This window comes from Mycobacterium colombiense (assembly GCF_001953985.1).
GTDB lineage: Bacteria > Actinomycetota > Actinomycetes > Mycobacteriales > Mycobacteriaceae > Mycobacterium > Mycobacterium colombiense_B.
This window is the reverse complement of sequence record NZ_MBEI01000058.1, coordinates 1-22,372: the sequence shown is the minus strand read 5'-3', so window position 1 is coordinate 22,372 and position 22,372 is coordinate 1. Positions and strand designations below refer to the sequence as shown.

Here is a 22,372-nt window from a genome sequence, read left to right as displayed (position 1 = left end):
TTCAACAGTCGAAATTCGTCAGCTCAAATCGGCTGGAGCAGACAATGTGCCGCGAACGGCCGTCGCTGCGGCAACGGCCGGAGACACCAAATGCGTGCGGCCGCCTTTACCCTGGCGCCCTTCGAAGTTGCGGTTGGACGTCGCAGCGCACCGCTCCCCCGGCGCAAGCTGGTCGGGATTCATCCCCAGGCACATTGAGCAGCCCGCTTGGCGCCATTCGGCGCCCGCGGACGTGAAAACCTCGCCCAATCCTTCGGCTTCGGCCTGCGCGCGCACCCGCATCGAGCCCGGCACCACCAGCATCCGAACGCTGGGCGCGACCTTGCGGCCGCGCAGCACGTCGGCGACGACGCGCAGATCCTCGATACGACCGTTGGTACAAGAGCCCACGAACACCGTGTCAACGGCAACGTCACGCATCGGCGTACCCGGTCGAAGGTCCATATACGCCAACGCTTTCTCAGCAGCCTGGCGCTGTGCGTCGTCGGTCATCAGCTCGGGATCCGGCACCGCGTCGGCCAGCGGAACGCCCTGGCCTGGGTTGGTGCCCCACGTCACGAACGGGCTCAGCGACGCCGCATCGAGGTAGACCTCGGTGTCGAATTCGGCTCCGGGATCGGTGTGCAGCTGCCGCCAATAACTCATCGCCGCATCCCATTGCGCCCCCTGCGGGGCGTGCGGACGGCCGCGCAGGAACTCGAACGTGGTTTCGTCCGGAGCGACCATTCCCGCCCGGGCACCGGCTTCGATGCTCATATTGCAGACCGTCATCCGGCCTTCCATCGACAGCGATTCGATGGCGCTGCCGCGATATTCGATGACGTGGCCCTGCCCGCCGCCGGTACCGATCTTGGCGATCAGCGCGAGAATGATGTCCTTGGCCGTCACGCCGGCGGGCAGCTGACCGTCGACATTGACCGCCATCGTCTTGAAGGGCCGCAGCGGCAACGTCTGGGTGGCCAGCACGTGCTCGACCTCCGAGGTGCCAATTCCCATGGCCAGCGCGCCGAATGCGCCGTGCGTCGAGGTGTGACTATCCCCACAGACGACCGTCATCCCCGGCTGCGTGAGACCCAGCTGCGGCCCGACCACGTGCACGATGCCCTGCTCGACGTCGCCCATTGGATATAGCCGCACACCGAATTCGGCACAGTTTCGCCGCAATGTCTCGACCTGGGTTCGCGACACCGGGTCGGCGATCGGCTTGTCGATGTCGATGGTCGGAACGTTGTGATCCTCAGTGGCCAGCGTCAAATCGGGGCGGCGCACCGGCCGGCCGGCCAGGCGCAGGCCGTCGAAAGCCTGCGGGCTGGTGACCTCGTGCACCAGGTGCAAATCGATGTAGATCAGGTCCGGCTCGCTGGCACCACCGGATACCACAACGTGGTCATCCCAAACTTTTTCGGCCAGAGTGCGCGGTTTGGTGGCGGCCCCCGCCGCCCCTTGGTCGATTCCCATATCGAACTCGCCTCAATTCGCCTCGTAGCGGCTCGCCGATCATTCGGGTTGTGATCTCAGAATGCGAGACGCTAGTATCTTCTTGTGAGACAGCATAGCGGTATCGGCGTCCTGGACAAAGCCGTGGGTATCCTCCACACGATCTCCCAATCACCCTGTGGGTTAGCCGAACTGTGTGAGCGGACCTCCCTGCCCCGCGCGACGGCCTACCGGCTGGCCGCCGCCCTCGAAGTGCACCGCCTGCTGGCGCGCGACGACGAAGGACGCTGGCTGCTGGGCCCGGCCGTCACCGAACTCGCGGCCCACGTCAACGATCCGCTGCTGGCCGCCAGCAGCGCGGTGCTGCCGCTGCTGCGCGAGACCACCGGTGAGAGCGTGCAGCTGTATCGCCGTGAGGGCACCGACCGCGTCTGCGTGGCCGCGCTGGAACCCGCTGCGGGCCTTCGCGATACGGTTCCGATCGGGGCGCGATTGCCGATGACGGCAGGGTCGGGCGCCAAAGTGCTACTGGCCCATAGCGACGCGGCCACCCAGAAGACGGTGCTCGCGACGGCGAAATTCACCGAACGAACCCTGGCCGAAGTGCGGCGGCGGGGCTGGGCCCAAAGCGTGGCCGAGCGCGAACCGGGCGTGGCGAGTGTGTCGGCGCCGGTGCGCGATGGCCGCGGTGCCGTCGTCGCGGCCATCTCGGTGTCCGGTCCCATCGACCGGATCGGCCGGCGCCCCGGGGCGCGCTGGGCCGCCGACCTCCTGTCCGCCGCCGAGGCACTCACCCGCCGCCTCTGAGCTGTGCCGGCGAGTGTGCGTCCAGGGCCGCGTAATCGGGAGTTTGTCGCCATCGGTGCACGCCCAACGCCACCAGTGCACAGTCACCGCAGGCCGCCTGACAGACTGACCGGCATGGGAACCAATCAGCGCGCGAGCATCGTCATGTCCGAAGACGAGATCGCCGATTTCGTCGTGAAAAGCCGCACCGGCACGCTGGCCACCATCGGCGCCGACGGCCAGCCTCACCTGACCGCCATGTGGTACGCCGTCGTCGACGGCGAGATCTGGCTGGAGACCAAGGCCAAGTCGCAGAAGGCCATCAACCTCAAGCGCGATCCGCGGGTGAGCTTTCTGATCGAGGACGGCCACACCTACGACACCCTGCGCGGGGTGTCCTTCGAGGGCGTGGCCGAGATCGTCGACGATCCCGACGTCTCACACCGGGTGGGCGTCAGCGTCTGGGAGCGCTACACCGGTCCCTACAGCGACGACATGAAGCCGTTCGTCGAGCAGATGATGAACAAGCGGGTCTGCGTTCGCATCGTGGCCCGTCGGGCTCGTTCGTGGGATCACCGCAAACTCGGCTTGCCAGCTATGCCGGTGGGTGGATCGACAGCACCGGCGGTCCTGGGGACCGACCAGTAGCTGCGATATTTGTAGCCCCGATGGGATTCGAACCCACGCTACCGCCGTGAGAGGGCGGCGTCCTAGGCCGCTAGACGACGGGGCCAGAAACGATCCGAGCAGTCAGCATAGCTCACCCCGCTAAGCCCACCTAATCGCTTGAGGCTGGGATATTTAGCGAGAGTTTTGCTGGGGTACCAGGACTCGAACCTAGAATGGCTGAACCAGAATCAGCTGTGTTGCCAATTACACCATACCCCATTGGCTGCCTAAAACCGCTGGTCAGCGTCGATTGCGGGCCTTCATAAGCTCTTTGGACTCCGCCGCCGCCAGCCGTTGTCGGCCTTTCCTAAACCGCAGTGCAGACTACCAAAGTCTTGGCGCACACTCCGCACGCGTGGTCGCGGTCGCTCAAGCGGGGTCCCGCCCGGCCGTCTCGCGCGCGGCCCGCAGTCGCCCCATGCTGCGGTCGCGTCCCAGCAGCTCCAGCGACTCGAACAACGGCGGGCTGATCGTCGTCCCGGTGGCTCCCACCCTGATCGGGCCGAACGCCTTGCGCGGTTTGAGGCCCAGGTTGTCGATGAGCGCGGTCTTGAGCGCGGCTTCGATCTGCGGCGCCGTCCAGTCCGTCACAGCGTCCAGCGCGGGCAGCGCCGCGTCCAGCACCGCGGCGCCGTCGGTCCCCAGCTCCTTGGCGGCGGCCTTGGGGTCGAGCGCGTATTCGTCGTCGTTGAGGAACTTCAGCAGGTTCCAGGCGTCACCGAGCACCACGATCCGGGTCTGCACCAGGTCGGCGACGGTGGCGAAGCCGGCGTCGTCCAGTTCGAGGCGATGGCCGTGGATGTTGAGATAGTCGCGCAGCCTGGCGGTGAAGTCGTCGAGCGCCAACATCCGGATGTGCTCGGCGTTGAGCGCGTCGGCCTTCTTCTGGTCGAAGCGGGCGGGATTGGAGTTGACGTTGACCACATCGAACGCGGCCACCATCTCGTCGAGACTGAACACGTCGTGGTCGTCGGCGATGGCCCAGCCGAGCAACGCAAGATAGTTGAGCAGACCTTCGGGGATGAAGCCGCGGTCGCGGTGGACGAACAGGTTCGACTGCGGGTCGCGCTTGGAGAGTTTTTTGGTTCCCTCCCCCAATACCGTTGGCAGGTGGGCGAACTGCGGGGTCCGCTCGGCCACGCCGATGCGGATCAGCGCCCGATACAGCGCCAGCTGCCGCGGGGTCGACGGCAGCAGATCCTCGCCACGCAGCACGTGGGTGATCCTCATCAGCGCGTCGTCGACCGGGTTCACCAAGGTGTACAACGGTTCTCCGTTGGCGCGGGTCAACGCGAAGTCGGGCAGGGTGCCGGCCGCGAAGGTGGTGGTGCCGCGCACCAGGTCGTCCCAGCTGAAATCCTCATCGGGCATCCGCAGCCGCACCACCGGTTTGCGGCCCTCCGCCAGAAAGGCGGCGCGCTGCGAATCGGTCAGCTGGCGGTCGAAATTGTCGTAGCCCAGCTTGGGATTACGGCCCGCGGCGACGTGGCGCGCCTCGACCTCCTCCGGCGTGGAAAAGGCGTAGTAGGCCTCCCCCGCTTCGAGCAGGTTGGCCACCACATCGTGATAGATCTCACGGCGCAGCGATTGACGGTAAGGCCCGTAGGGTCCGCCCACCTCGGGCCCCTCGTCCCAATCCAGGCCCAGCCAGCGCAGCGCGTCCAGCAGCGCCAGATAACTTTCCTCGGTGTCACGCTGAGAATCGGTGTCCTCGATGCGAAAGACAAAGGTGCCCCCGGTGTGTCGGGCGTAGGCCCAGTTGAACAGCGCCGTGCGGACCATCCCGACGTGCGGGGTTCCGGTCGGCGAGGGACAGAATCGGACGCGGACTTGTGCTGGTGCAGTCACGATTTTCCTTTACGGACCACGGGATTGGTGAGGGTGCCGATGCCCTCGATGGTGATGGAGACGGTGTCGCCGTCCTCGATGGGGCCGACCCCCGCCGGCGTGCCGGTGAGGATGATATCGCCGGGCAGCAGGGTCATCACGGCCGAAATCCACTCGACGATCGAGCCGATGTCGTGGATCAGCAGCGAGGTACGGCTGTGCTGCTTGACGTCGCCGTTGACCTCCGTGCGCAATTCCAGATCACCGGGGTCCAGCGGTTTGAGGTCGGTCACGATCCACGGCCCCACCGGGCAGAAGGTGTCATGCCCCTTGGCCCTGGTCCACTGTCCGTCGGATTTTTGTTGATCGCGCGCCGAGACGTCGTTGCCGATGGTGTAGCCGAGGATGTTCTCCGCCGCCTGGGCCGCCGAGACGTCCTTGCACGGCCGGCCGATGACCACCCCCAGCTCGCCCTCGAAGTGCACCGGTGATGCGTTGGCCGGCAACCGAATCGGCACGTTCGGCCCGATGATCGCGGTGTTGGGCTTGAGGAAAATCACCGGATCCACCGGGGCGGGGCCCGTCATGTCCTTCATCTCGGCGATGTGATCGGCGTAGTTCTTCCCGATACAGACCACCTTGCTGGCCAGTATCGGGGCGAGCAGCCGGACGTCGGCCAGCGGCCATGAACGGCCGGTGAAGTTAGGCGTGCCGAATGGATGTTCGGCGATCTCGCGCGCGATCATCTCGGCTGGGTCGTTGAGGTCGCCTTCGATACTGACGAAGGCGACACCGTCCGGGCTGGCGATTCGACCAAGGCGCATTTGGTTGAGCCTAGTGACGGTCGCGAGCGCGGCGTAGCCGGGCGTGGCGGGCCGTCACCATCCGAGCTAGTGACGGTCGCGAGCGCGGCGTAGCCGGGCGTGGTGGGCCGTCACTTAAAGGGGCGAAATTGGGGGTGGCAATGACGGGCGACGGTACAAGTCCTGCCCCTAAATTTCCCGGCGGTATGCAAGCATGGGGGATGCAGTACGACTCGGCCGCGACGTCCGAAATCGGCGCGGGCGCCCGCTGGTCGATCATGATCGTTTCGCTGCTGGCAACGGCAAGTTCGTTCCTCTTCATCAATGGCGTCGCGTTCCTCATCCCGTCGCTGCAAAGCGTGCGCAAAATCCGCCTCGACGAGGCCGGTCTGCTGGCCTCGATGCCAAGCTGGGGCATGGTGGTGACGCTGGTGCTCTGGGGGTACGTGCTCGACCGGGTCGGCGAGCGCGTGGTGATGGCCACGGGCTCGGCGCTCACCGCGATAGCCGCCTACGCGGCGGCGTCGGCGCATTCGATGTTGATGATCGCCGTGTACCTGTTCCTCGGCGGTATGGCCGCCGCCAGCTGCAACACGGCCGGCGGGCGGCTGGTGTCCGCGTGGTTCCCGCCACACCAGCGCGGGCTGGCCATGGGCATCCGCCAAACCGCGCAGCCCCTCGGAATCGCCTTGGGCGCGATGATAATTCCCGAGCTCGCCGAACACGGGCCGCAGGCCGGCCTCCGGTTCACCGCGCTGGCGTCCGTCTTCGGAGCGGTAGTGAGCGTCATCGGAATCGTCGACCCGCCGCGCAAACCCCGCGCCAGTGCCAGCCATCAGGAACTCGCCAGCCCGTATCGAGGGTCGTTGACACTATGGCGAATTCACGCGGTGGCGGGTCTGATGATGATGCCGCAAACGGTCACGGTGACGTTCATGCTGGTGTGGCTGATCAAGAACCTGCACTGGTCGGTCGCGGCCGCCGGGGCGTTGGTCACCCTGTCGCAGCTGCTCGGTGCGGTTGGCCGCGTGGCGGTGGGCCGCTGGTCCGATCGACTCGGCTCACGCATGCGGCCGGTGCGCTATATCGCGGCCGCCGCCGTCCTGGCCCTGCTGTTGCTCGCGTGGGCCGATCACACCAACTCCCGATGGCAGGCCGGACTGATGGTCGCCATCTCGGTGCTCGCGGTCCTCGACAACGGGTTAGAGGCCACGGCCATCACCGAATTCGCCGGCCCGTATTGGAGCGGACGCGCCCTGGGCATCCAGAACACCACCCAGCGGATGATGGCCGCTGCCGGCCCCCCGCTGTTCGGTGCGTTGATCTCGGCCGCGAAATATCCACCGGCATGGATGTTGTGCGCGTTGTTCCCGCTGGCGGCGATGCCGCTGGTGCCGACGCGATTGGTGCCGCCCGGCCTGGAAACTAGAGCCCGGCAGCAATCCGTTCGCCGACTTCGGTGGTGGCGCGCCGTTCGTCCCCACGCGTTGCCAGATACTGCTCGACGGCCCGGTCCACCCGCGTAGCGGCGGCGTCCTCGCCGAGATGGGCGAGCAGCAGCGCCACCGACATGATGGCCGCGGTCGGATCGGCGATGCCCTGGCCGGCGATGTCCGGTGCACTGCCGTGGACGGGCTCGAACATCGAGGGATTGGTCCGGGTGCCGTCGATATTTCCACTGGCCGCCAAGCCAATTCCGCCACACACCGCCGCCGACAGGTCGGTGATGATGTCGCCGAACAAGTTGTCGGTGACGATCACGTCGAAACGCCCGGGGTCGGTGACCATGAAGATGGTCGCGGCGTCGATGTGCTGATACGCCACCTCGACGTCGGGATAGTCGCGTCCGACCTCGGCCACGATCCGCGACCACAGCCTGCCGGCGAAGGTCAGCACGTTGGTTTTGTGCACCAGTGTCAAGTGCTTTCGGCGTCGCTGCGCCCGCTCGAACGCGTCGGCCACCACCCGGCGCACACCGAAAGCCGTGTTCTGGCTTACCTCGGTGGCGACTTCGTTGGGCGTTCCGACGCGGATGGCGCCGCCGGTGCCGGTGTAGGGCCCTTCGGTTCCCTCGCGCACCACCACGAAGTCGATGTCGGGGTTGCCGGCGAGCGGGCTGTTCACTCCCGGATACAGCCGGCCCGGCCGCAGGTTGATGTGATGGTCCAGCTCGAAACGCAGGCGCAGCAACAACCCTCGCTCCAGCACGCCGCTGGGCACCGACGGGTCACCGATGGCGCCGAGCAGGATCGCGTCATGCGCGCGCAGTTCGTCGACGACCGAGTCCGGCAGTAGCTCACCGGTGGCGTGGTATCGCCGCGCACCCAGGTCGTAGCTGGTCTTGTCCACGCCGGGCAGCACCGCGTCCAGAACTTTGATGGCCTCGGAAACGACTTCGGGCCCGATCCCGTCGCCCTCGATCACCGCCAACTTCACGAGAGATCAACCACTTCAAGCTTGTTGGCGCCGACGGCCGCGCCGATCTCGGCCCGCACCTCACCCGGCACGTCGCGGTCCAGGCGCAGCAGGATGGTCGCACCCGGGCCCTCGGCGTCCTCGGAGAGTTGCGCGGCTTCGATGTTGACCCCTGCCGAACCCAGCAGAGTGCCGATCTTGCCGAGCGCGCCGGGCTGGTCGACGTAGTTGATCACCAGGTTGGTGCCCCGGGCGCGCAGATCGAAGTTGCGCCCGTTGATCTGCACGATCTTCTCCACCAGTTGCGGCCCGGACAATGTGCCGGCGACGTTGACGACGGTGCCGTCGTGCGCAACCGCGCGTACGTCGACCACGCTGCGGTGGTTCGGGCTTTCCGACGCGGTGCCGATTTCGGCGGTAATGCCGCGTTCTTCGGCCAGCGCCGGGGCGTTGACGAACGTCACCGGCCCCTCGACGACGGCCGAGAACAACCCGCGCAACGCCGAAAGTTTAAGCACCTCAACATCTTCGGAGGCCAGCTCGCCGCGCACCTGCACCGACAAAGACACCGGTGGGCCGTCGGACAGCGTGGCGGCGAGCACGCCGAGCTTGCGCACCAGGTCCAGCCAGGGCGCCACCTCCTCGTTGACCACCCCGCCGCCGACGTTGACCGCGTCGGGGACGAATTCCCCGGCCAGAGCCAGCTTCACGCTTGCCGCGACGTCGGTGCCGGCCCGGTCCTGCGCCTCTTCGGTCGATGCACCCAGATGCGGTGTGACCACCACCTGCGGCAGCTCGAACAGCGGGCTGTCCGTGCACGGCTCCTTGGAGTAGACGTCCAGGCCGGCCGCGCGCACGTGGCCGCTGCGCACCGCGTCGGCCAGCGCGGCCTCGTCCACCAGGCCACCGCGGGCGGCGTTGACGATGATGACGCCCGGCTTGGTCTTGGCCAGCGCGTCCTTGTCGATCAGGCCCGCGGTTTCCGGCGTCTTCGGCAGGTGCACCGAGATGAAGTCGGCGCGGCCCAACAGTTCGTCCAGCGTCAGCAGTTCGATGCCCAGCTGCGCGGCGCGGGCCGGCGACACGTAGGGGTCGTAGGCGATCAGGTGGGTGCCGAAGGCGCTGAGCCGCTGGGCGACCAGCTGCCCGATCCGGCCCAGACCCACCACACCGACCGTCTTGCCGAAGATCTCGGTGCCCGAGAAGGACGACCGCTTCCAGGCGTGCTCGCGGAGCGAGGCGTCGGCGGCCGGAACCTGACGGGCCGCGGACAGCAGCAGCGCCAGCGCGTGCTCGGCGGCGCTGTGGATGTTCGACGTCGGCGCGTTGACCACCAGCACACCGCGTTCGGTGGCGGCGTTGACGTCGACGTTGTCCAGGCCTACCCCGGCGCGGGCGACGATCTTCAGCTTGGGCGCGGCCGCGAGCACCTCGGCATCGACCGTGGTGGCCGAACGCACCAGCAGCGCATCGGCCTCCGGCACGGCGGCCAGCAGCTTCTCCCGATCAGGGCCGTCCACCCAGCGCACCTCGACCTGGTCGCCCAGGGCGGCGACGGTGGATTCGGCGAGCTTGTCGGCAATGAGTACAACAGGCAGATTCACCCGGCCAGCCTATCGGCTGTAATTGACGCGTGGACGTCACCATCGTCGGCAGCGGACCCAACGGGTTGACCGCCGCCGTAATCTGCGCCCGGGCCGGCCTGAAAGTGCAGGTCGTCGAAGCTCAGCCGACCTTTGGCGGCGGTGCGCGCACGGCACCCGACCCAGATTCTGCGGGAGTCTTGCACGACATCTGCTCCGCCGTGCACCCGTTGGCGCTGGCGTCGCCGTTCTTCAAGGAATTCGACCTGCCCGCCCGCGGCGTGCGACTGGCGGTGCCCGAGATTTCGTACGCCAACCCCCTGCCCGGGCGCCCCGCGGTGATCGCCTACCGCCACCTGGACCACACCTGTGCCGAACTCGAGCACGGCGCGTCCTTCAAACGCCTGCTCGGTCCGCTGGTCGAGCGTTCCGACGACGTGGTGGCCCTGCTGCTGGGCGACAAAAGGTCGGTGCCGAACTCGCTGCCGTCGGCGCTGCGGCTGGGGCTGCGGATGCTGGCCCAGGGTACCCCGGCGTGGGGGACGCTGGCCGGCGAGGACGCCCGCGCGCTGTTCACCGGCGTTGCCGCGCATATCATTTCGCGGATGCCGTCGCTGACCGCGGCCGGCGCCGGGATGATGCTGGCCACGCTCGCGCACTCGGTCGGCTGGCCGATTCCGGTGGGCGGCAGCCAGGCGATCACCGACGCCCTGATCGCCGACCTGCGCGCGCACGGGGGCGAGCTCACGGCGGGCACCGAGGTGACGGAGCCGCCCGGCCCCCCGGGCTCAGTCGTCGCCTTCGACACCGCGCCGACCGCGCTGCTGCGCATCTACGGCGACGCCCTGCCCGCTCGCTACGCTAAGGCGTTGCGGCGCTACGCCTTTGGCCCCGGAGTTGCCAAGGTCGACTTCGTGCTCAACGACGAGATTCCGTGGTCGGACCCCCGGCTGCGGCAAGCGCCCACCCTGCATCTCGGCGGCAGCCGGACGCAGATGGCCCGCGCCGAGGCCGACATCGCCGCCGGCCGGCACGCGCAGTGGCCTATGGTGCTGGCCGCGTCGCCGCACGTCGCCGACCCCGGCCGCATCGACGACGCCGGCCGGCGGCCCTTCTGGACCTACGCCCACGTGCCGGCGGGGTCCACCGTCGACGCGACCGAAGCGGTGACCGCGGTGGTCCAGCGGTTCGCACCCGGCTTCCGCGACGTCGTGGTGGCGGCGCGCGCGATTCCGGCCGCCCGGTTGTGCGACCACAACGCCAACTATGTCGGCGGCGACATCGGGATCGGCGGCAACTCCGCCTGGCGGGCGATCGCCGGCCCGACACCGCGGTTAAACCCTTGGAGCACACCCATTCCCAAGGTGTATCTGTGTTCTGCGGCCACACCGCCCGGCGGTGGGGTGCACGGCATGGCCGGCTACTACGCGGCCCGCACGTTGTTGCGCCGCGAATTCGGGATCTCCACACTTCCGGATCTGCGGCCTACGATGACGCCGTGACGAAACTTGCGATCATCTACTACTCGGCCACCGGCCATGGCACCACGATGGCGCAGCGCGTCGCCGCCGCGGCCGAGTCGGCGGGCGCCGAAGTCCGGCTCAGGCACGTCGCTGAAACGCAGGATCCTGGATCGTTCGCCCACAACCCGGCCTGGACGGCGAACTATGAGGCCACCAAAGACCTTCCGGCGGCCACCGGCGACGACATCGTCTGGGCCGATGCGGTGATCTTCGGTTCACCGACCCGGTTCGGTTCTCCCGCAGCGCAATTGCGCGCCTTCCTCGACTCGCTGGGCGGGCTGTGGGCGCAGGGCAAACTCGCGGACAAGGTGTACGCGGGCTTCACGTCGTCCAACACCGTGCACGGTGGCCAGGAGACCACCCTGCTCTCGCTGTACATCACGCTGATGCATTTCGGCGGCATCATCGTGCCACCGGGATACACGGACCCGTGCAAGTTCGTCGACGGCAATCCCTATGGGGCGAGCCTGGTCACCACCCACGACAACATCAAGGAATTCGACGAACCCACCGGCACCGCCCTCGAGCATCTGGCCCGCCGGGTGGTCCAGACGGCGGGCCGCCTCGCGGCGTCCTAAGACACCGAACGTGCACTCACGGCGAGAAAATCGCTGAATATTCGCCCTGAGTGCACGCTCGGCGCGAAAACGCTTAGGCCGTTTCGGTGATCGGCCGGTCGACCCAGCTCATCAGGTCGCGCAGCTTCTTGCCGGTGACCTCGATGGGGTGCTCGGCGTTCTCCTTGCGCAGCTGCTCGAGTTGCTTGTTGCCGCCCTCGACGTTGGCGACCAGCTTCTTGGTGAAGTCGCCGCTTTGGATGTCGCGCAGGATCTCTCGCATCCGCTCCTTGGTGCCGGCGTCGATGACGCGCGGACCCGACAGGTAGCCGCCGAATTCCGCGGTGTCGGACACCGAGTAGTTCATCCGCGCGATGCCGCCCTCGTACATCAGGTCGACGATCAGCTTGAGCTCGTGCAGCACCTCGAAGTAGGCCATCTCCGGCGGGTAACCCGCCTCGACCATCACATCGAAACCGGTCTTCACCAATTCCTCTGTGCCACCGCATAACACGGCCTGCTCACCGAACAGGTCAGTCTCGGTCTCGTCCTTGAAGGTGGTCTTGATGACGCCGGCGCGGGTGCCGCCGATGGCCTTGGCGTAGGACAGGGCCAGCGCCTCGCCGTCGCCGTTCGGGTCCTGGTCGACGGCGATCAGCGCGGGCACACCCTTGCCGTCGACGAACTGCCGGCGCACCAGGTGCCCCGGGCCCTTCGGTGCCACCATGGCGATGGTGACGTTGGCCGGCGGCTTGATCAGGTCGAAGTGGATGTTGAGGCCGTGGCCGAAGAACAACGCGTCCCCATCCTTGAGGTTGGGTTCGATGTCGTTCTTGAAGATGTCGGCCTGCGCGGTGTCGGGCGCCAGCAGCATGATGACGTCGGCCCACTTGGCGACCTCGGCCGGGGTGTCGACGTCCAGGCCCTGCTCCTGCACCTTGGCCCGCGACTTCGAACCCTCCTTGAGGCCCACCTTCACCTGCACGCCGGAGTCGCGCAGGCTCAGCGAGTGCGCGTGACCCTGGCTGCCGTATCCGATGACACCGACCTTGCGACCCTGGATGATCGTCAGGTCCGCATCGTCGTCGTAGAACATCGGCAATGTCTCCCCAGACGGGTTAGCCACTTCTCTATCTCCTTCTTGTTTGCGCTGAAAACTTACTTGGCCGTGCCGATTCCGCGCGGACCGCGGGCCAGCGACACCACTCCGGATTGGACGATTTCGCGGATCCCGAAGGGCTCCAGGACCCGCAGCAGCGCCTCGATCTTGCCGCGGTCACCCGTCGCCTCGATCGTCAGCGCCTCCGGCGATACGTCAATCACCTTGGCGCGGAACAGGTTCACCGCTTCGATCACCTGACTGCGGATGCCGGCGTCGGCGCGGACCTTGATCATCGCCAGTTCCCGGGACACCGAGTTGTCGTCATCGAGCTCGACGATCTTGATGACGTTGATCAGCTTGTTGAGCTGCTTGGTGATCTGCTCGAGCGGGGTCTCCTCGGCGGACACCACGATCGTCATCCGCGACATGTCCTTCTGCTCGGTGGCACCGACGGCCAGCGATTCGATGTTGAACCCGCGCCGCGAGAACAGCGCCGCCACCCGGGCGAGCACACCGGGTTTGTCCTCGACCAACACCGACAGGGTGTGCGTGTGCATCAGGCGTGTCCTTCGCTCTCGTCGTCGAACAGCGGGCGGATCCCGCGGGCCGCCTGGATCTCGTCGTTGCTGGTGCCGGCGGCCACCATCGGCCACACCTGCGCGTCGGCCCCGACGATGAAGTCGATCACCACCGGGCGGTCGTTGATCGCCCGCGCCTGTTTGATCACGTCTTCGACGTCTTCCTCACGCTCGCAACGCAATCCGACGCAACCCAGTGCCTCCGCGAGCTTCACGAAGTCCGGGATGCGGTGCGAGTGCGTGGCCAGATCGGTCTGCGAGTAGCGCTCTTGGTAGAACAGCGTCTGCCATTGGCGCACCATGCCCAGGTTGCCGTTGTTGATCAGTGCCACCTTGATCGGCACGCCCTCGATCGCGCAGGTGGCAAGCTCCTGGTTGGTCATCTGGAAGCAACCGTCGCCATCGATCGCCCACACCTCGGCGTCCGGGCGGGCCATCTTGGCCCCCATCGCCGCCGGGATGGCGTACCCCATGGTGCCCAGCCCGCCGGAGTTGAGCCAGGTGCGCGGCTTCTCGTATGAGATGAACTGGGCCGCCCACATCTGGTGCTGGCCGACGCCGGCGACATACAGGGCGTCCGGACCGGCGAGCTGGCCCAGCTTCTCGATGACGTATTCCGGGCCGAGGCTGCCGTCGCTCTGCGGGCCGTAGCTCAGCGGATAGGTGGACTGCACCTCGTTCAGGTAGGCCCACCACCCGGTCATGTCGAGCTTGCCGGGAATCCCGTCCTGGCGCAGCAACTCGAGCAGCTCGATGATGACGGCTTTGACGTCGCCGACGATCGGCACGTCCGCATGGCGGTTCTTGCCGATCTCGGCCGGGTCGATGTCGGCGTGGATGACCTTGGCCTCGGGGGCGAAGGTGTCCAGCTTTCCGGTCACCCGGTCATCGAAGCGGGTGCCCAGCGCGATCAGCAGGTCGCTGCGCTGCAGCGCCGCCACCGCGGCGACCGTGCCGTGCATGCCGGGCATGCCCATGTGCTGCGGATGACTGTCCGGGAACGCACCGCGCGCCATCAGCGTGGTCACCACGGGGATGCCGGTCAGCTCGGCCAGCTCGTGCAGCTGCTGGGTCGCGTCACCGCGGATGACCCCGCCACCCACGTAGAGCACCGGCTTGCGCGCGGCCGCGATCAGCTTGGCGGCCTCGCGGATCTGCCGGCTGTGCGGCTTGGTGTTCGGCTTGTACCCGGGCAGATCCATCCGCGGCGGCCAGCTGAACGTGCACGGGCCCTGCAGCACGTCCTTGGGGATGTCGACGAGCACCGCGCCGGGGCGACCCGAAGAGGCGATGTGGAACGCCTCGGCGAGCACCTGCGGGATCTCGTTGCCGGAGCGGACCAGGAAGTTGTGCTTGGTGATCGGCATCGTGATGCCCGAGATGTCGGCCTCCTGGAAGGCATCGGTGCCGATCAGCGAGCGCCCGACCTGGCCGGTGACGGCGACGACCGGTATCGAGTCCATCTGGGCATCGGCCAGCGGGGTCACCAGGTTGGTGGCGCCGGGGCCCGACGTCGCCATGCAGACACCGACCTTGCCGGTGGCGTGCGCGTAGCCGCTGGCGGCGTGGCCGGCGCCCTGCTCGTGGCGGACCAGCACGTGGCGCAGCTTCTTCGAGTCGAACAGCGGGTCATACACCGGCAGCACCGCGCCGCCGGGGATGCCGAAGATGACCTCTACGCCGAGTTCCTCCAGCGAGCGGATCACCGACTGCGCGCCGGTAAGTTGTTCGGGCCCAATACGTTTCGGCTTGGCGGCCGCAGCCTTGGCGACGGGCTTCGCCGCATCCGTGGCGATGTCGGCAGCTTCCAGTGTCTCGGAGACGTGCTGCCTGATGGGAGCGCTCACTGTGGTTCAGTCCTTATTCACTCTGGGAGGTCTCGCAGGGGCAACAAAAAACCCCCGACAGCTCATTCTGCTGCACGAGGGTTGCGCGCTGGTGCTGGATTGCTTGAAATGCCGAAGGCTAGTCAGGCACCAACGCGCCGACTAATTACTACGAGCATCCCGGGCATTCCGGCGGTATTCATAGCGCCCGACGGTAGTCTTCGCACAGCTCAGCAGTCAAATCCGTGTCCTTCGGCGCCCCGGTCACCAGCAGGGTCGGCGACGGCGAGCGCTCGCGGGGCCGGGCCCAGCTGCCGGGTGAAATGATGGTGGGGTGGCTACCGGTTCGTCTCCCCAAACACCCTCCGCAGCTCCCATCGTGATCAAGGTGTCGCCGATAGCGCATCTGGCCGTCGGGTTCCTGACCTTGGGATTGCTGATTCCGGTGATGCTGTGGCCGCCGTCGCTCCCGCTGCTGATCCTCCCGGTGCTGCTGTCGGCCATGATCGTCCGGCTACGCACCGTCGCCGACGACAAGGGCGTGACCGTTCGGACTCTTTTCGGCAGCCAGCGGGTGCGCTGGGACGACATCGATGGGCTGCGGTTCCACCGCGGTTCGTGGGGACGCGCGCACCTCAAGAGCGGCGCCGACCTGCGGTTACCCGCGGTCACGTTCTCCACGCTGCCCGAGCTGACCGAGGCCAGCGCGGGGCGGGTTCCCAACCCCTACCAGTGAGAAGGCCGGTCAGCCGATCGGGTTCACGCCGTTGAGGGCCACCCACACCCCGACACCGGCGGCGATGCCGGCCAGTAGGGCGACGAACGACCCGATGAAGGGTCGGTGCGCCCAGCCGCGACGCGCGTCCAGGCCGTAGCGGCCGGGCCCGCACAGCACGACCGCGGCGGCCATGACGATCAAGGTGATCTGGTATTCGTGGCCCTCGGGCAGGAAGAACGAGAAGGTGCGGGTGTGCGGCCGCACCGAGACGCTGGCCAGCAGGCCGTTGATCAAAAACGCCAGCGCACCGGCCGCGGCTACCGGCGTGAACAGGCCCAGGATCAGCAGCACGCCCGCGACGGCCTCGCCGCCGGCGCTCACGTAGGCCAGGATGTCGGCGTGCTGGAAGCCGACGTCGGACAGTGAGTTCTTGAACCCGGTCACCCCGGAGCCGCCCCACCAGCCGAACAGCTTCTGCAGCCCGTGGGCGCCGAGCACCACGCCCAGCCCCACGCGCAGCAGCAGCAAACCGAGATGCTGCGTTCCGCGCCGACCGACGTCGTGCAACCGGTCGTGGTGTACATCGTCGTCGTCGATGTCGGCGGACTCGGCGGCGGAGTGCCGGGCCGCCGAATGCGGCTGGACATAAGGCAACGGCTCCTGCTGTTCGAGCAGGTTGTAGCCACCGACCCCGGAGCCGGCGACCGCGGGGGCGCTGCCGTAGGGGATGACGGTGGTGGTTCCGGTCGACGGGTTGAAGTCGCCGGGGTAGCCGACTGGCGTCAGATCATCTTCGGGATCGACCAGCCGCGCCGAGGCAGGGCGTCCCGGGGTCGGCTCCGGCGATTCGCCGGGCCGTTGCCAATGTGCGTCATTCGGTTGACTGGTCACGGGTGTCAGGGTAAGTGCATTCGGCCCTGAATTGGGGATTTGAGCGGCGCTTTCGCCTGGCAATCGGTGGTTTGCCCGTCAAACCGGCCCGGATCGGCCCCAAATCGCCTTCCGAGCCCGTTTCAGGGGCCCGCCACGGGAGATCGCCCGTTCGCTGGAGGTGGCACCAGGCATGGGCCCGAAGCGTCGTGGTCGAGTTTTCGGCGGTGGCCAACGGGGACGTGTGTGGCGGCGCCACTGGCAGTGTCCGTAGCCTGACGTTCATGCGATTAGGGCGATCGGGGCGGCCGGTTCGGCGCGGGTTCGCCGTGCTGTGCGCCCTCGTGCTGGCGACGAGCGGGTGCGCACGCTTCAACGACGCCCAATCGCAGCCGTTCACCACCGCCCCCGAGCTGAAGCCGCAGCCCAGTTCGACGCCTCCCCCGCCGCCGCCGCTGCCGCCCACGCCGTTTCCCAAGGTCTGCCCCGCTCCCGGCGTGATGCAGGGCTGCCTGGAGAGCACCAGCGGCCTGATCATGGGCCCCGACAGCAAAACCGCGCTCGTCGCCGAGCGCACCACCGGCGCGGTCAAGGAGATCTCCGTCAGCGCCGAGCCGAAGGTGAAGACGGTGATCCCGGTGGACGGGTCCGGGGATGGCGGCCTGATGGACATCGTCATGTCGCCCACCTACACGCAGGACCGCCTGATGTACGCCTACATCAGCACGCCGACCGACAACCGGGTCATCCGCGTGGCCGACGGCGACATCCCCAAGGACATCCTGACCGGGATCCCCAAGGGCGCCACCGGGAACACCGGAGCGTTGATCTTCACCAGCCCCACCACGCTGGTGGTGATGACCGGCGACGCGGGCAACCCGGCGGCGGCCGCCGATCCCAAATCGCTGGCCGGCAAGGTACTGCGGATCGAACAACCCACCACCGTGGGCCAGGCGCCACCGACGACCGCGCTGTCCGGGGTGGGCGCCGGCGGCGGCCTGTGCACCGACCCGGTCGACGGCTCCCTGTATGTCGCCGACCGCACCCCGACGGCAGACCGGTTGCAGCGCATCACCAAAACGTCGGAGGTGTCCACGGTGTGGACCTGGCCGGACAAGCCCGGCGTGGCCGGATGCGCGGCGATGGACGGGACCGTGCTGGTCAACCTGATCAACACCAAGCTGACGGTCGCGGTCCGGCTGGCGCCGGGCACGGGGGCGGTCACCGGTCAACCCGACGTCGTGCGCAAGGACACCCACGCGCACGCCTGGGCGCTGCGCATGTCGCCGGATGGGAACGTCTGGGGCGCAACGGTTAACAAGACGGCCGGGGACGCCGAGAAGCTGGACGACGTGGTGTTCCCGCTCTTCCCGCAGGGCGGCGGATTCCCGCGCAACAGCGACGACAAGAGCTGACGGCCTCGCCGCCGTGACGACGGCCGAATAACCCTCGGCTAGCCCTGGCCGCAGGCGGCCAACACCAATTCGCGCACCCGGGCGGCGTCGGCCTGGCCGCGGGTTGCCTTCATCACCGCGCCGACGATCGCGCCGGCCGCGGCCACCTTGCCACCGCGGATCTTTTCTGCCACATCGGGATTGGCGGCCAGCGCCTCGTCGACGGCGGCCTGCGTCACCGAGTCGTCGCGCACCAGCGCCAAACCGCGGGCGGTCATTACCGCTTCGGGCTCGCCCTCGCCGGCCAACACACCCTCGACGACCTGGCGGGCCAGCTTGGTGGACAGCTTGCCCTCGTCGACCAGCGCCACCACCGCGGCGACCTGGGCGGGCGTGATGGCCAGCTCGTCGAGCGCGACGTTTGCCTCGTTTGCCTTCTGCATCAGGAAGTTTCCCCACCAGGCGCGGGCCTGCTCGCTGGACGCGCCGTGTTCGATGGTCGTGGTGACCAGTTCGATCGCCCCGGCGTTGACCAGGTCACGCATGACCTCGTCGGAGATGCCCCACTCGTCCTGAATGCGCTTGCGGCTCAACCACGGCAGCTCGGGGATGGTCTTACGCAGTCGCTCGACCAGCTCACGACTGGGCGCGACGGGTTCCAGGTCCGGCTCGGGGAAATACCGGTAATCCTCGGCTGTCTCTTTGGTGCGGCCCGGACTAGTGTAGCCGCCCGTCTCGTGAAAGTGCCTGGTTTCCTGGATGATTCGACCGCCGGACGCCAATACGGCGGCTTGGCGTTGCATTTCGTAACGCACCGCGACCTCAACACTTTTCAGCGAGTTGACGTTCTTGGTTTCGGTCCGGGTGCCGAACTCGGTCGCACCGGTCGGCTTGAGCGACACGTTGGAATCACACCGCATCGAGCCTTGGTCCATCCGCACGTCGGATACGCCCAGGGCGCGCAACAGGTCTCGTAACGCCGTCACGTAGGCCCGGGCGATCTGCGGTGCCCGGTCCCCGGCGCCCTCGATGGGCTTGGTGACGATTTCGATCAACGGCACACCGGCGCGGTTGTAGTCGATCAACGAGGTGGTCGCGCCGTGGATGCGGCCGGTCTCGCTGCCGATGTGGGTGAGCTTGCCGGTGTCTTCCTCCATGTGGGCGCGCTCGATCTCGACCCGCCAGGTGGTGCCGTCCTCCAGCGGTGCCTCGAGGTAGCCGTTGATGGCGATGGGCTCGTCGTACTGCGAAATCTGGTAGTTCTTCGGCTGGTCCGGGTAGAAGTAGTTCTTCCGGGCGAAACGGCACCAGGGCACGATCTCGCAATTCAGTGCCAAACCGATGCGAATGGCCGACTCGACCGCGTTCTGGTTGAGCACGGGCAGCGAGCCGGGCAGGCCGAGGCACACGGGGCACACCTGGGTGTTGGGTTCGGCGCCGAATGCGGTGGTGCAGCCGCAGAACATCTTGGTGACGGTGGACAGTTCGACGTGCACCTCGAGGCCGAGTACCGGATCGAAACGCGCGATGACGTCGTCGTAGTCCATCAGATCGGCGCTGGCGGCAACACTCATGCGCTCGATCCTAGTGGTGATCGCGAGCGCGGCGGAGCCGGGCGAAGCGGGTCACCACCGATCACATCTAGTGGTCAACTCACATCAGCCCGTGCGCGGTGATCGCGCCGCCGGGAATTGGTCGCGCTGCCCTCCCCGGCCCGGGAACATGTCGGCCAGCACCGCCGCCATCTCCAGGTAACTGCGCCGGCTCTCCTTGCTCAACCGGTCCAGCGCGATCCTTCGCCCATCGTGCACATGCCGGTCGAACGGCAACACCACCGTGGCGCCGACGCGGGCGGACAGGCGGTCGAGTTCGGTGACGGCCACGCCGTCGACCTTGGCCGGCTCGACATGGTTGACGGCCAGCACCGTCCACTGCATCAAGGATTGATAGCCGTTGTGGCACAACCACTCCAGCGTCGCCCGCGTTTTACGTACCGCATCGATGGCGGGGCTGGTGACCACCACCAGGGCGCGCGATTCCGGTAGAACGGCGTCCATCACAGCGGAATTGAGCGTTTTGACGCAGTCGACCAACAGCAGCGAGTACTGGTTCCGCAGCATCGAGAAGGCCCGCAGCATGTCGTGGCGCTCCAGACGCCAGTCGGAGTCCGGCAACCCGAGCACTTCCAGCCCGAAGCCGTTCATATAGGTCAGCGCGCGGATGTCCTCGTATTGCGCCGCCGGCTTGCCGTGCAGCAGGTCGGCCATGCTGTGCGGGTTGCGCCGGCCGTGGCGCTCCGCCAGGTCTCCGGCGTCGATATCGAGGGCAAGGACCCGGTCGTCGCGCACTTCGGCGAACGTCGACCCCAACGCCTCCACCACCGTCGTCTTGCCGACCCCACCCTTGAGGTTGAGCACGGCAATCGGAAAGGCGCTACCCACCGTCGCGCGGATGCGCCGCCGCAGCTCGTTCTCGTAGGCCGTGTTTTTGCCAGGGCCGACCTCGATCCCGGTGACGCGATGAAGCAGCTGCCGCCAGTTAAACCCCGCGGAGTCCGTGTCGTGCGCGTCGAAGCGGTCGAGCGCCGTCGCGCCCAGCATCGGCTCGGGCCGCGGTGGCGCCACCCGCTGGGGGGGCGGCGGCGCGGCCGGCGGAGGTTGTGGCGGGCCGGCCGTGGGCTGATTCGGACCGCGGGACTGCGGCACGGTGGCCGCTAAGGGGTCGCCGTTGGCGCGCCGCCTGCGCCGATCTGGCATCTGATTCGGCGGGCTCGGTGGTCTCGCCCCTCCAGCGGATCGCTGAACGAATCCGCGAATCGCACCGCGGTTGCTCATACCCCCGGTATAACCCCGAAAGACCGGTCCGGAAACCACCAAATGGTCGCAAGTGCGAACCACCTGGATCATTAGCCGGCAAATTCAAGCCGCGGTTCACTCAGATCCACCGGTTGTTTGCCCGCCACCGCGGCTAACCGAAGAACGCGGCGGCGTCGTCGTAGCGGCTTTCCGGCACCAGCTTGAGCTGACGCACCGCGTCGGCCAGCGGCACCCGGCCGATATCCTGCCCGCGCAGCGACACCATCTGGCCGTATTCGCCGGCATGCGCGGCGTCGGCGGCATTCACCCCGAACCGGGTGGCCAGCACCCGGTCGTAAGCCGTCGGGGTGCCGCCTCGCTGAACGTGGCCCAGCACGGTCACCCGGACGTCCTTGTTGATCCGCTTCTCCACCTCGGCGCCCAGCTGGGCCGCCACGCCGGTGAACTTCTCGTGGCCGAATTCGTCAATCCCGCCTTCCCGCAACGCAATCGATCCGGGAATGGGCTTGGCGCCCTCGGCGACCACGCAGATGAAATGCGAATCTCCGCGCTGGAAGCGCCTTTTGACCAGCCGGCAGACCTCTTCGACATCGAAGGGCTGCTCCGGGATCAGGGTCATATGCGCGCCCGAAGCCAGGCCCGCGTTCAACGCGATCCAGCCGGCGTGGCGGCCCATCACCTCGACCAGCATCACCCGCTGGTGCGATTCGGCGGTGCTGTGCAGCCGGTCGATGGCGTCGGTGGCGACGGTCAACGCGGTGTCGTGCCCGAAAGTCACGTCGGTGCAATCGATGTCGTTGTCGATGGTCTTCGGCACACCGACCACGGGCACGTTCTCCTCCGAGAGCCAGTGCGCGGCCGTCAGCGTGCCCTCCCCGCCGATCGGGATCAGCACGTCGATCCCGTTGTCGTCCAGAGTCTGCTTGATCTGGTTCAGCCCGGCCCGCAGCTTCTCGGGGTGCACGCGGGCGGTGCCCAGCATGGTTCCGCCCTTGGCCAGCAGGCGGTCGTTGCGGTCGTCGTTCTGCAGCTGGATGCGCCGATTCTCCAGCAGTCCGCGCCAACCGTCCTGGAATCCGACCACCGACGAGCCGTACCGGGAGTCGCACGTTCGCACCACTGCCCGGATGACCGCGTTGAGCCCGGGGCAGTCGCCGCCTCCGGTGAGCACTCCGATCCGCATCCCCCCATTTTGCCTGGGGCGGCGGCTCCATGGCGCGTTTAGCCGGCGACAGTCCCGACGGTGGGCGCCGACGGCAGCGGTCCGCGGGCCCCCGCGTAGGCGGCCCCCCCCCCGGTACAGCCGGTCGTCGGCCAGGGCGGGCGCCATGATCTGCAGGCCGACCGGCAGGTCGTCGTCCGGCGACAGACCGGCCGCTACGCCGCATTGGCGGAAGAACCCCGATGAATAGGACACCCGAAGACCGCGTAAGAAGCGGGGGTTGTAGAGGGCCGCCCGCACGCCCGC

19 protein-coding genes, 2 tRNA genes and 1 pseudogene are annotated in these 22,372 nt (G+C 67.6%); 7 read left to right on the top strand and 15 right to left on the bottom strand.

The features are described 5' to 3' along the window. Nucleotides 1–18: 18 nt before the first annotated feature. The gene (leuC, locus tag A5732_RS17340; RefSeq protein WP_076051134.1) at nucleotides 19–1,458 is read right to left on the bottom strand and encodes a 3-isopropylmalate dehydratase large subunit; all 1,440 of its coding nucleotides are present in this window, start codon (nucleotides 1,456–1,458) and stop codon (nucleotides 19–21) included. A gap of 84 nt (nucleotides 1,459–1,542) precedes the next feature. Between leuC and A5732_RS17335 the strand changes: the two genes are divergently transcribed. Beyond that, nucleotides 1,543–2,244 (top strand): IclR family transcriptional regulator, encoded by a 702-nt coding sequence (locus A5732_RS17335; RefSeq protein WP_064950744.1) that lies wholly within the window; start codon nucleotides 1,543–1,545, stop codon nucleotides 2,242–2,244. Between the two features lie 114 nt (nucleotides 2,245–2,358). Further along, nucleotides 2,359–2,871, top strand: coding sequence for a pyridoxamine 5'-phosphate oxidase family protein (locus A5732_RS17330; RefSeq protein WP_076102858.1), 513 nt, complete (start codon nucleotides 2,359–2,361; stop codon nucleotides 2,869–2,871). A gap of 12 nt (nucleotides 2,872–2,883) precedes the next feature. On the opposite strand, the gene A5732_RS17325 is transcribed toward A5732_RS17330, so the two are convergent. The 4 genes from A5732_RS17325 to A5732_RS17310 all read right to left on the bottom strand — a co-directional run bounded on the left by A5732_RS17325 (nucleotide 2,884) and on the right by A5732_RS17310 (nucleotide 5,543). Beyond that, nucleotides 2,884–2,956: transfer RNA gene (locus A5732_RS17325), tRNA-Glu, on the bottom strand. 83 nt (nucleotides 2,957–3,039) lie between these two features. Continuing rightward, nucleotides 3,040–3,111: transfer RNA gene (locus tag A5732_RS17320), tRNA-Gln, on the bottom strand. Nucleotides 3,112–3,261: 150 nt separating this feature from the next. Then, complete coding sequence (gltX, locus tag A5732_RS17315; RefSeq protein ID WP_076102857.1) at nucleotides 3,262–4,740, bottom strand: glutamate--tRNA ligase; 1,479 nt, start codon at nucleotides 4,738–4,740, stop codon at nucleotides 3,262–3,264. Next, the gene (locus A5732_RS17310) at nucleotides 4,737–5,543 is read right to left on the bottom strand and encodes a fumarylacetoacetate hydrolase family protein (protein ID WP_075236204.1); all 807 of its coding nucleotides are present in this window, start codon (nucleotides 5,541–5,543) and stop codon (nucleotides 4,737–4,739) included. The genes gltX and A5732_RS17310 overlap by 4 nt, the downstream gene beginning before the upstream one ends. Nucleotides 5,544–5,743: 200 nt before the next feature. Here A5732_RS17310 and A5732_RS17305 point away from each other — a divergent pair, with 200 nt between their 5' ends. Further along, nucleotides 5,744–7,048 (top strand): MFS transporter, encoded by a 1,305-nt coding sequence (locus A5732_RS17305; protein ID WP_076051130.1) that lies wholly within the window; start codon nucleotides 5,744–5,746, stop codon nucleotides 7,046–7,048. On the opposite strand, the gene A5732_RS17300 is transcribed toward A5732_RS17305, so the two are convergent. Continuing rightward, on the bottom strand, nucleotides 6,948–7,958 hold the full coding sequence (locus tag A5732_RS17300; protein WP_076051129.1) for a 3-isopropylmalate dehydrogenase: 1,011 nt from the start codon (nucleotides 7,956–7,958) through the stop codon (nucleotides 6,948–6,950). The genes A5732_RS17305 and A5732_RS17300 overlap by 101 nt on opposite strands. Beyond that, the gene (gene serA / locus A5732_RS17295) at nucleotides 7,955–9,541 is read right to left on the bottom strand and encodes a phosphoglycerate dehydrogenase (protein WP_076102856.1); all 1,587 of its coding nucleotides are present in this window, start codon (nucleotides 9,539–9,541) and stop codon (nucleotides 7,955–7,957) included. Before serA ends, A5732_RS17300 begins: the two co-directional genes overlap by 4 nt. 29 nt (nucleotides 9,542–9,570) lie before the next feature. On the opposite strand from serA, the gene A5732_RS17290 reads away from it, so the two are divergent. Next, a complete protein-coding gene (locus A5732_RS17290; protein ID WP_076102855.1) occupies nucleotides 9,571–11,022 on the top strand; it encodes a phytoene desaturase family protein in 1,452 nt (483 codons plus the stop codon). After that, entirely contained in the window at nucleotides 11,019–11,621 is a 603-nt protein-coding gene (gene wrbA, locus A5732_RS17285; RefSeq protein WP_076051127.1) for an NAD(P)H:quinone oxidoreductase, read from the top strand. The genes A5732_RS17290 and wrbA overlap by 4 nt, the downstream gene beginning before the upstream one ends. A gap of 73 nt (nucleotides 11,622–11,694) precedes the next feature. Here wrbA and ilvC read toward each other — a convergent pair whose 3' ends face one another. The 3 genes from ilvC to A5732_RS17270 form a co-directional block, all read right to left on the bottom strand. Further along, complete coding sequence (ilvC, locus tag A5732_RS17280) at nucleotides 11,695–12,696, bottom strand: ketol-acid reductoisomerase (protein ID WP_064880872.1); 1,002 nt, start codon at nucleotides 12,694–12,696, stop codon at nucleotides 11,695–11,697. A gap of 62 nt (nucleotides 12,697–12,758) precedes the next feature. After that, nucleotides 12,759–13,259, bottom strand: coding sequence for an acetolactate synthase small subunit (gene ilvN / locus A5732_RS17275; protein ID WP_064880870.1), 501 nt, complete (start codon nucleotides 13,257–13,259; stop codon nucleotides 12,759–12,761). After that, nucleotides 13,259–15,127, bottom strand: coding sequence for an acetolactate synthase large subunit (locus tag A5732_RS17270; protein ID WP_076051126.1), 1,869 nt, complete (start codon nucleotides 15,125–15,127; stop codon nucleotides 13,259–13,261). The genes ilvN and A5732_RS17270 overlap by 1 nt, the downstream gene beginning before the upstream one ends. Before the next feature lie 355 nt (nucleotides 15,128–15,482). On the opposite strand from A5732_RS17270, the gene A5732_RS17265 reads away from it, so the two are divergent. Then, nucleotides 15,483–15,842, top strand: coding sequence for a PH domain-containing protein (locus tag A5732_RS17265; RefSeq protein WP_178413010.1), 360 nt, complete (start codon nucleotides 15,483–15,485; stop codon nucleotides 15,840–15,842). Between the two features lie 9 nt (nucleotides 15,843–15,851). On the opposite strand, the gene A5732_RS17260 is transcribed toward A5732_RS17265, so the two are convergent. Beyond that, complete coding sequence (locus A5732_RS17260; RefSeq protein ID WP_076102854.1) at nucleotides 15,852–16,715, bottom strand: DoxX family protein; 864 nt, start codon at nucleotides 16,713–16,715, stop codon at nucleotides 15,852–15,854. 263 nt (nucleotides 16,716–16,978) lie between these two features. Between A5732_RS17260 and A5732_RS17255 the strand changes: the two genes are divergently transcribed. Continuing rightward, nucleotides 16,979–18,109 (top strand): PQQ-dependent sugar dehydrogenase, encoded by a 1,131-nt coding sequence (locus A5732_RS17255; protein ID WP_076051145.1) that lies wholly within the window; start codon nucleotides 16,979–16,981, stop codon nucleotides 18,107–18,109. 38 nt (nucleotides 18,110–18,147) lie between these two features. On the opposite strand, the gene gatB is transcribed toward A5732_RS17255, so the two are convergent. The 4 genes and pseudogenes from gatB to A5732_RS27855 form a co-directional block, all read right to left on the bottom strand. Continuing rightward, nucleotides 18,148–19,662 (bottom strand): Asp-tRNA(Asn)/Glu-tRNA(Gln) amidotransferase subunit GatB, encoded by a 1,515-nt coding sequence (gene gatB / locus A5732_RS17250; protein ID WP_076102853.1) that lies wholly within the window; start codon nucleotides 19,660–19,662, stop codon nucleotides 18,148–18,150. An 84-nt stretch (nucleotides 19,663–19,746) separates the two neighbouring features. Continuing rightward, a complete protein-coding gene (locus A5732_RS17245) occupies nucleotides 19,747–20,793 on the bottom strand; it encodes a MinD/ParA family ATP-binding protein (RefSeq protein ID WP_253189083.1) in 1,047 nt (348 codons plus the stop codon). Nucleotides 20,794–21,055: 262 nt separating this feature from the next. Then, nucleotides 21,056–22,087 carry an ATP-dependent 6-phosphofructokinase gene (locus A5732_RS17240; protein WP_064950315.1) on the bottom strand — a complete coding sequence of 344 codons (1,032 nt, stop codon included), beginning with the start codon at nucleotides 22,085–22,087 and terminating at the stop codon, nucleotides 21,056–21,058. Between the two features lie 38 nt (nucleotides 22,088–22,125). Further along, nucleotides 22,126–22,291 (bottom strand): annotated as a pseudogene (locus A5732_RS27855) (hypothetical protein); the annotation flags it as partial. Nucleotides 22,292–22,372: the final 81 nt, after the last annotated feature.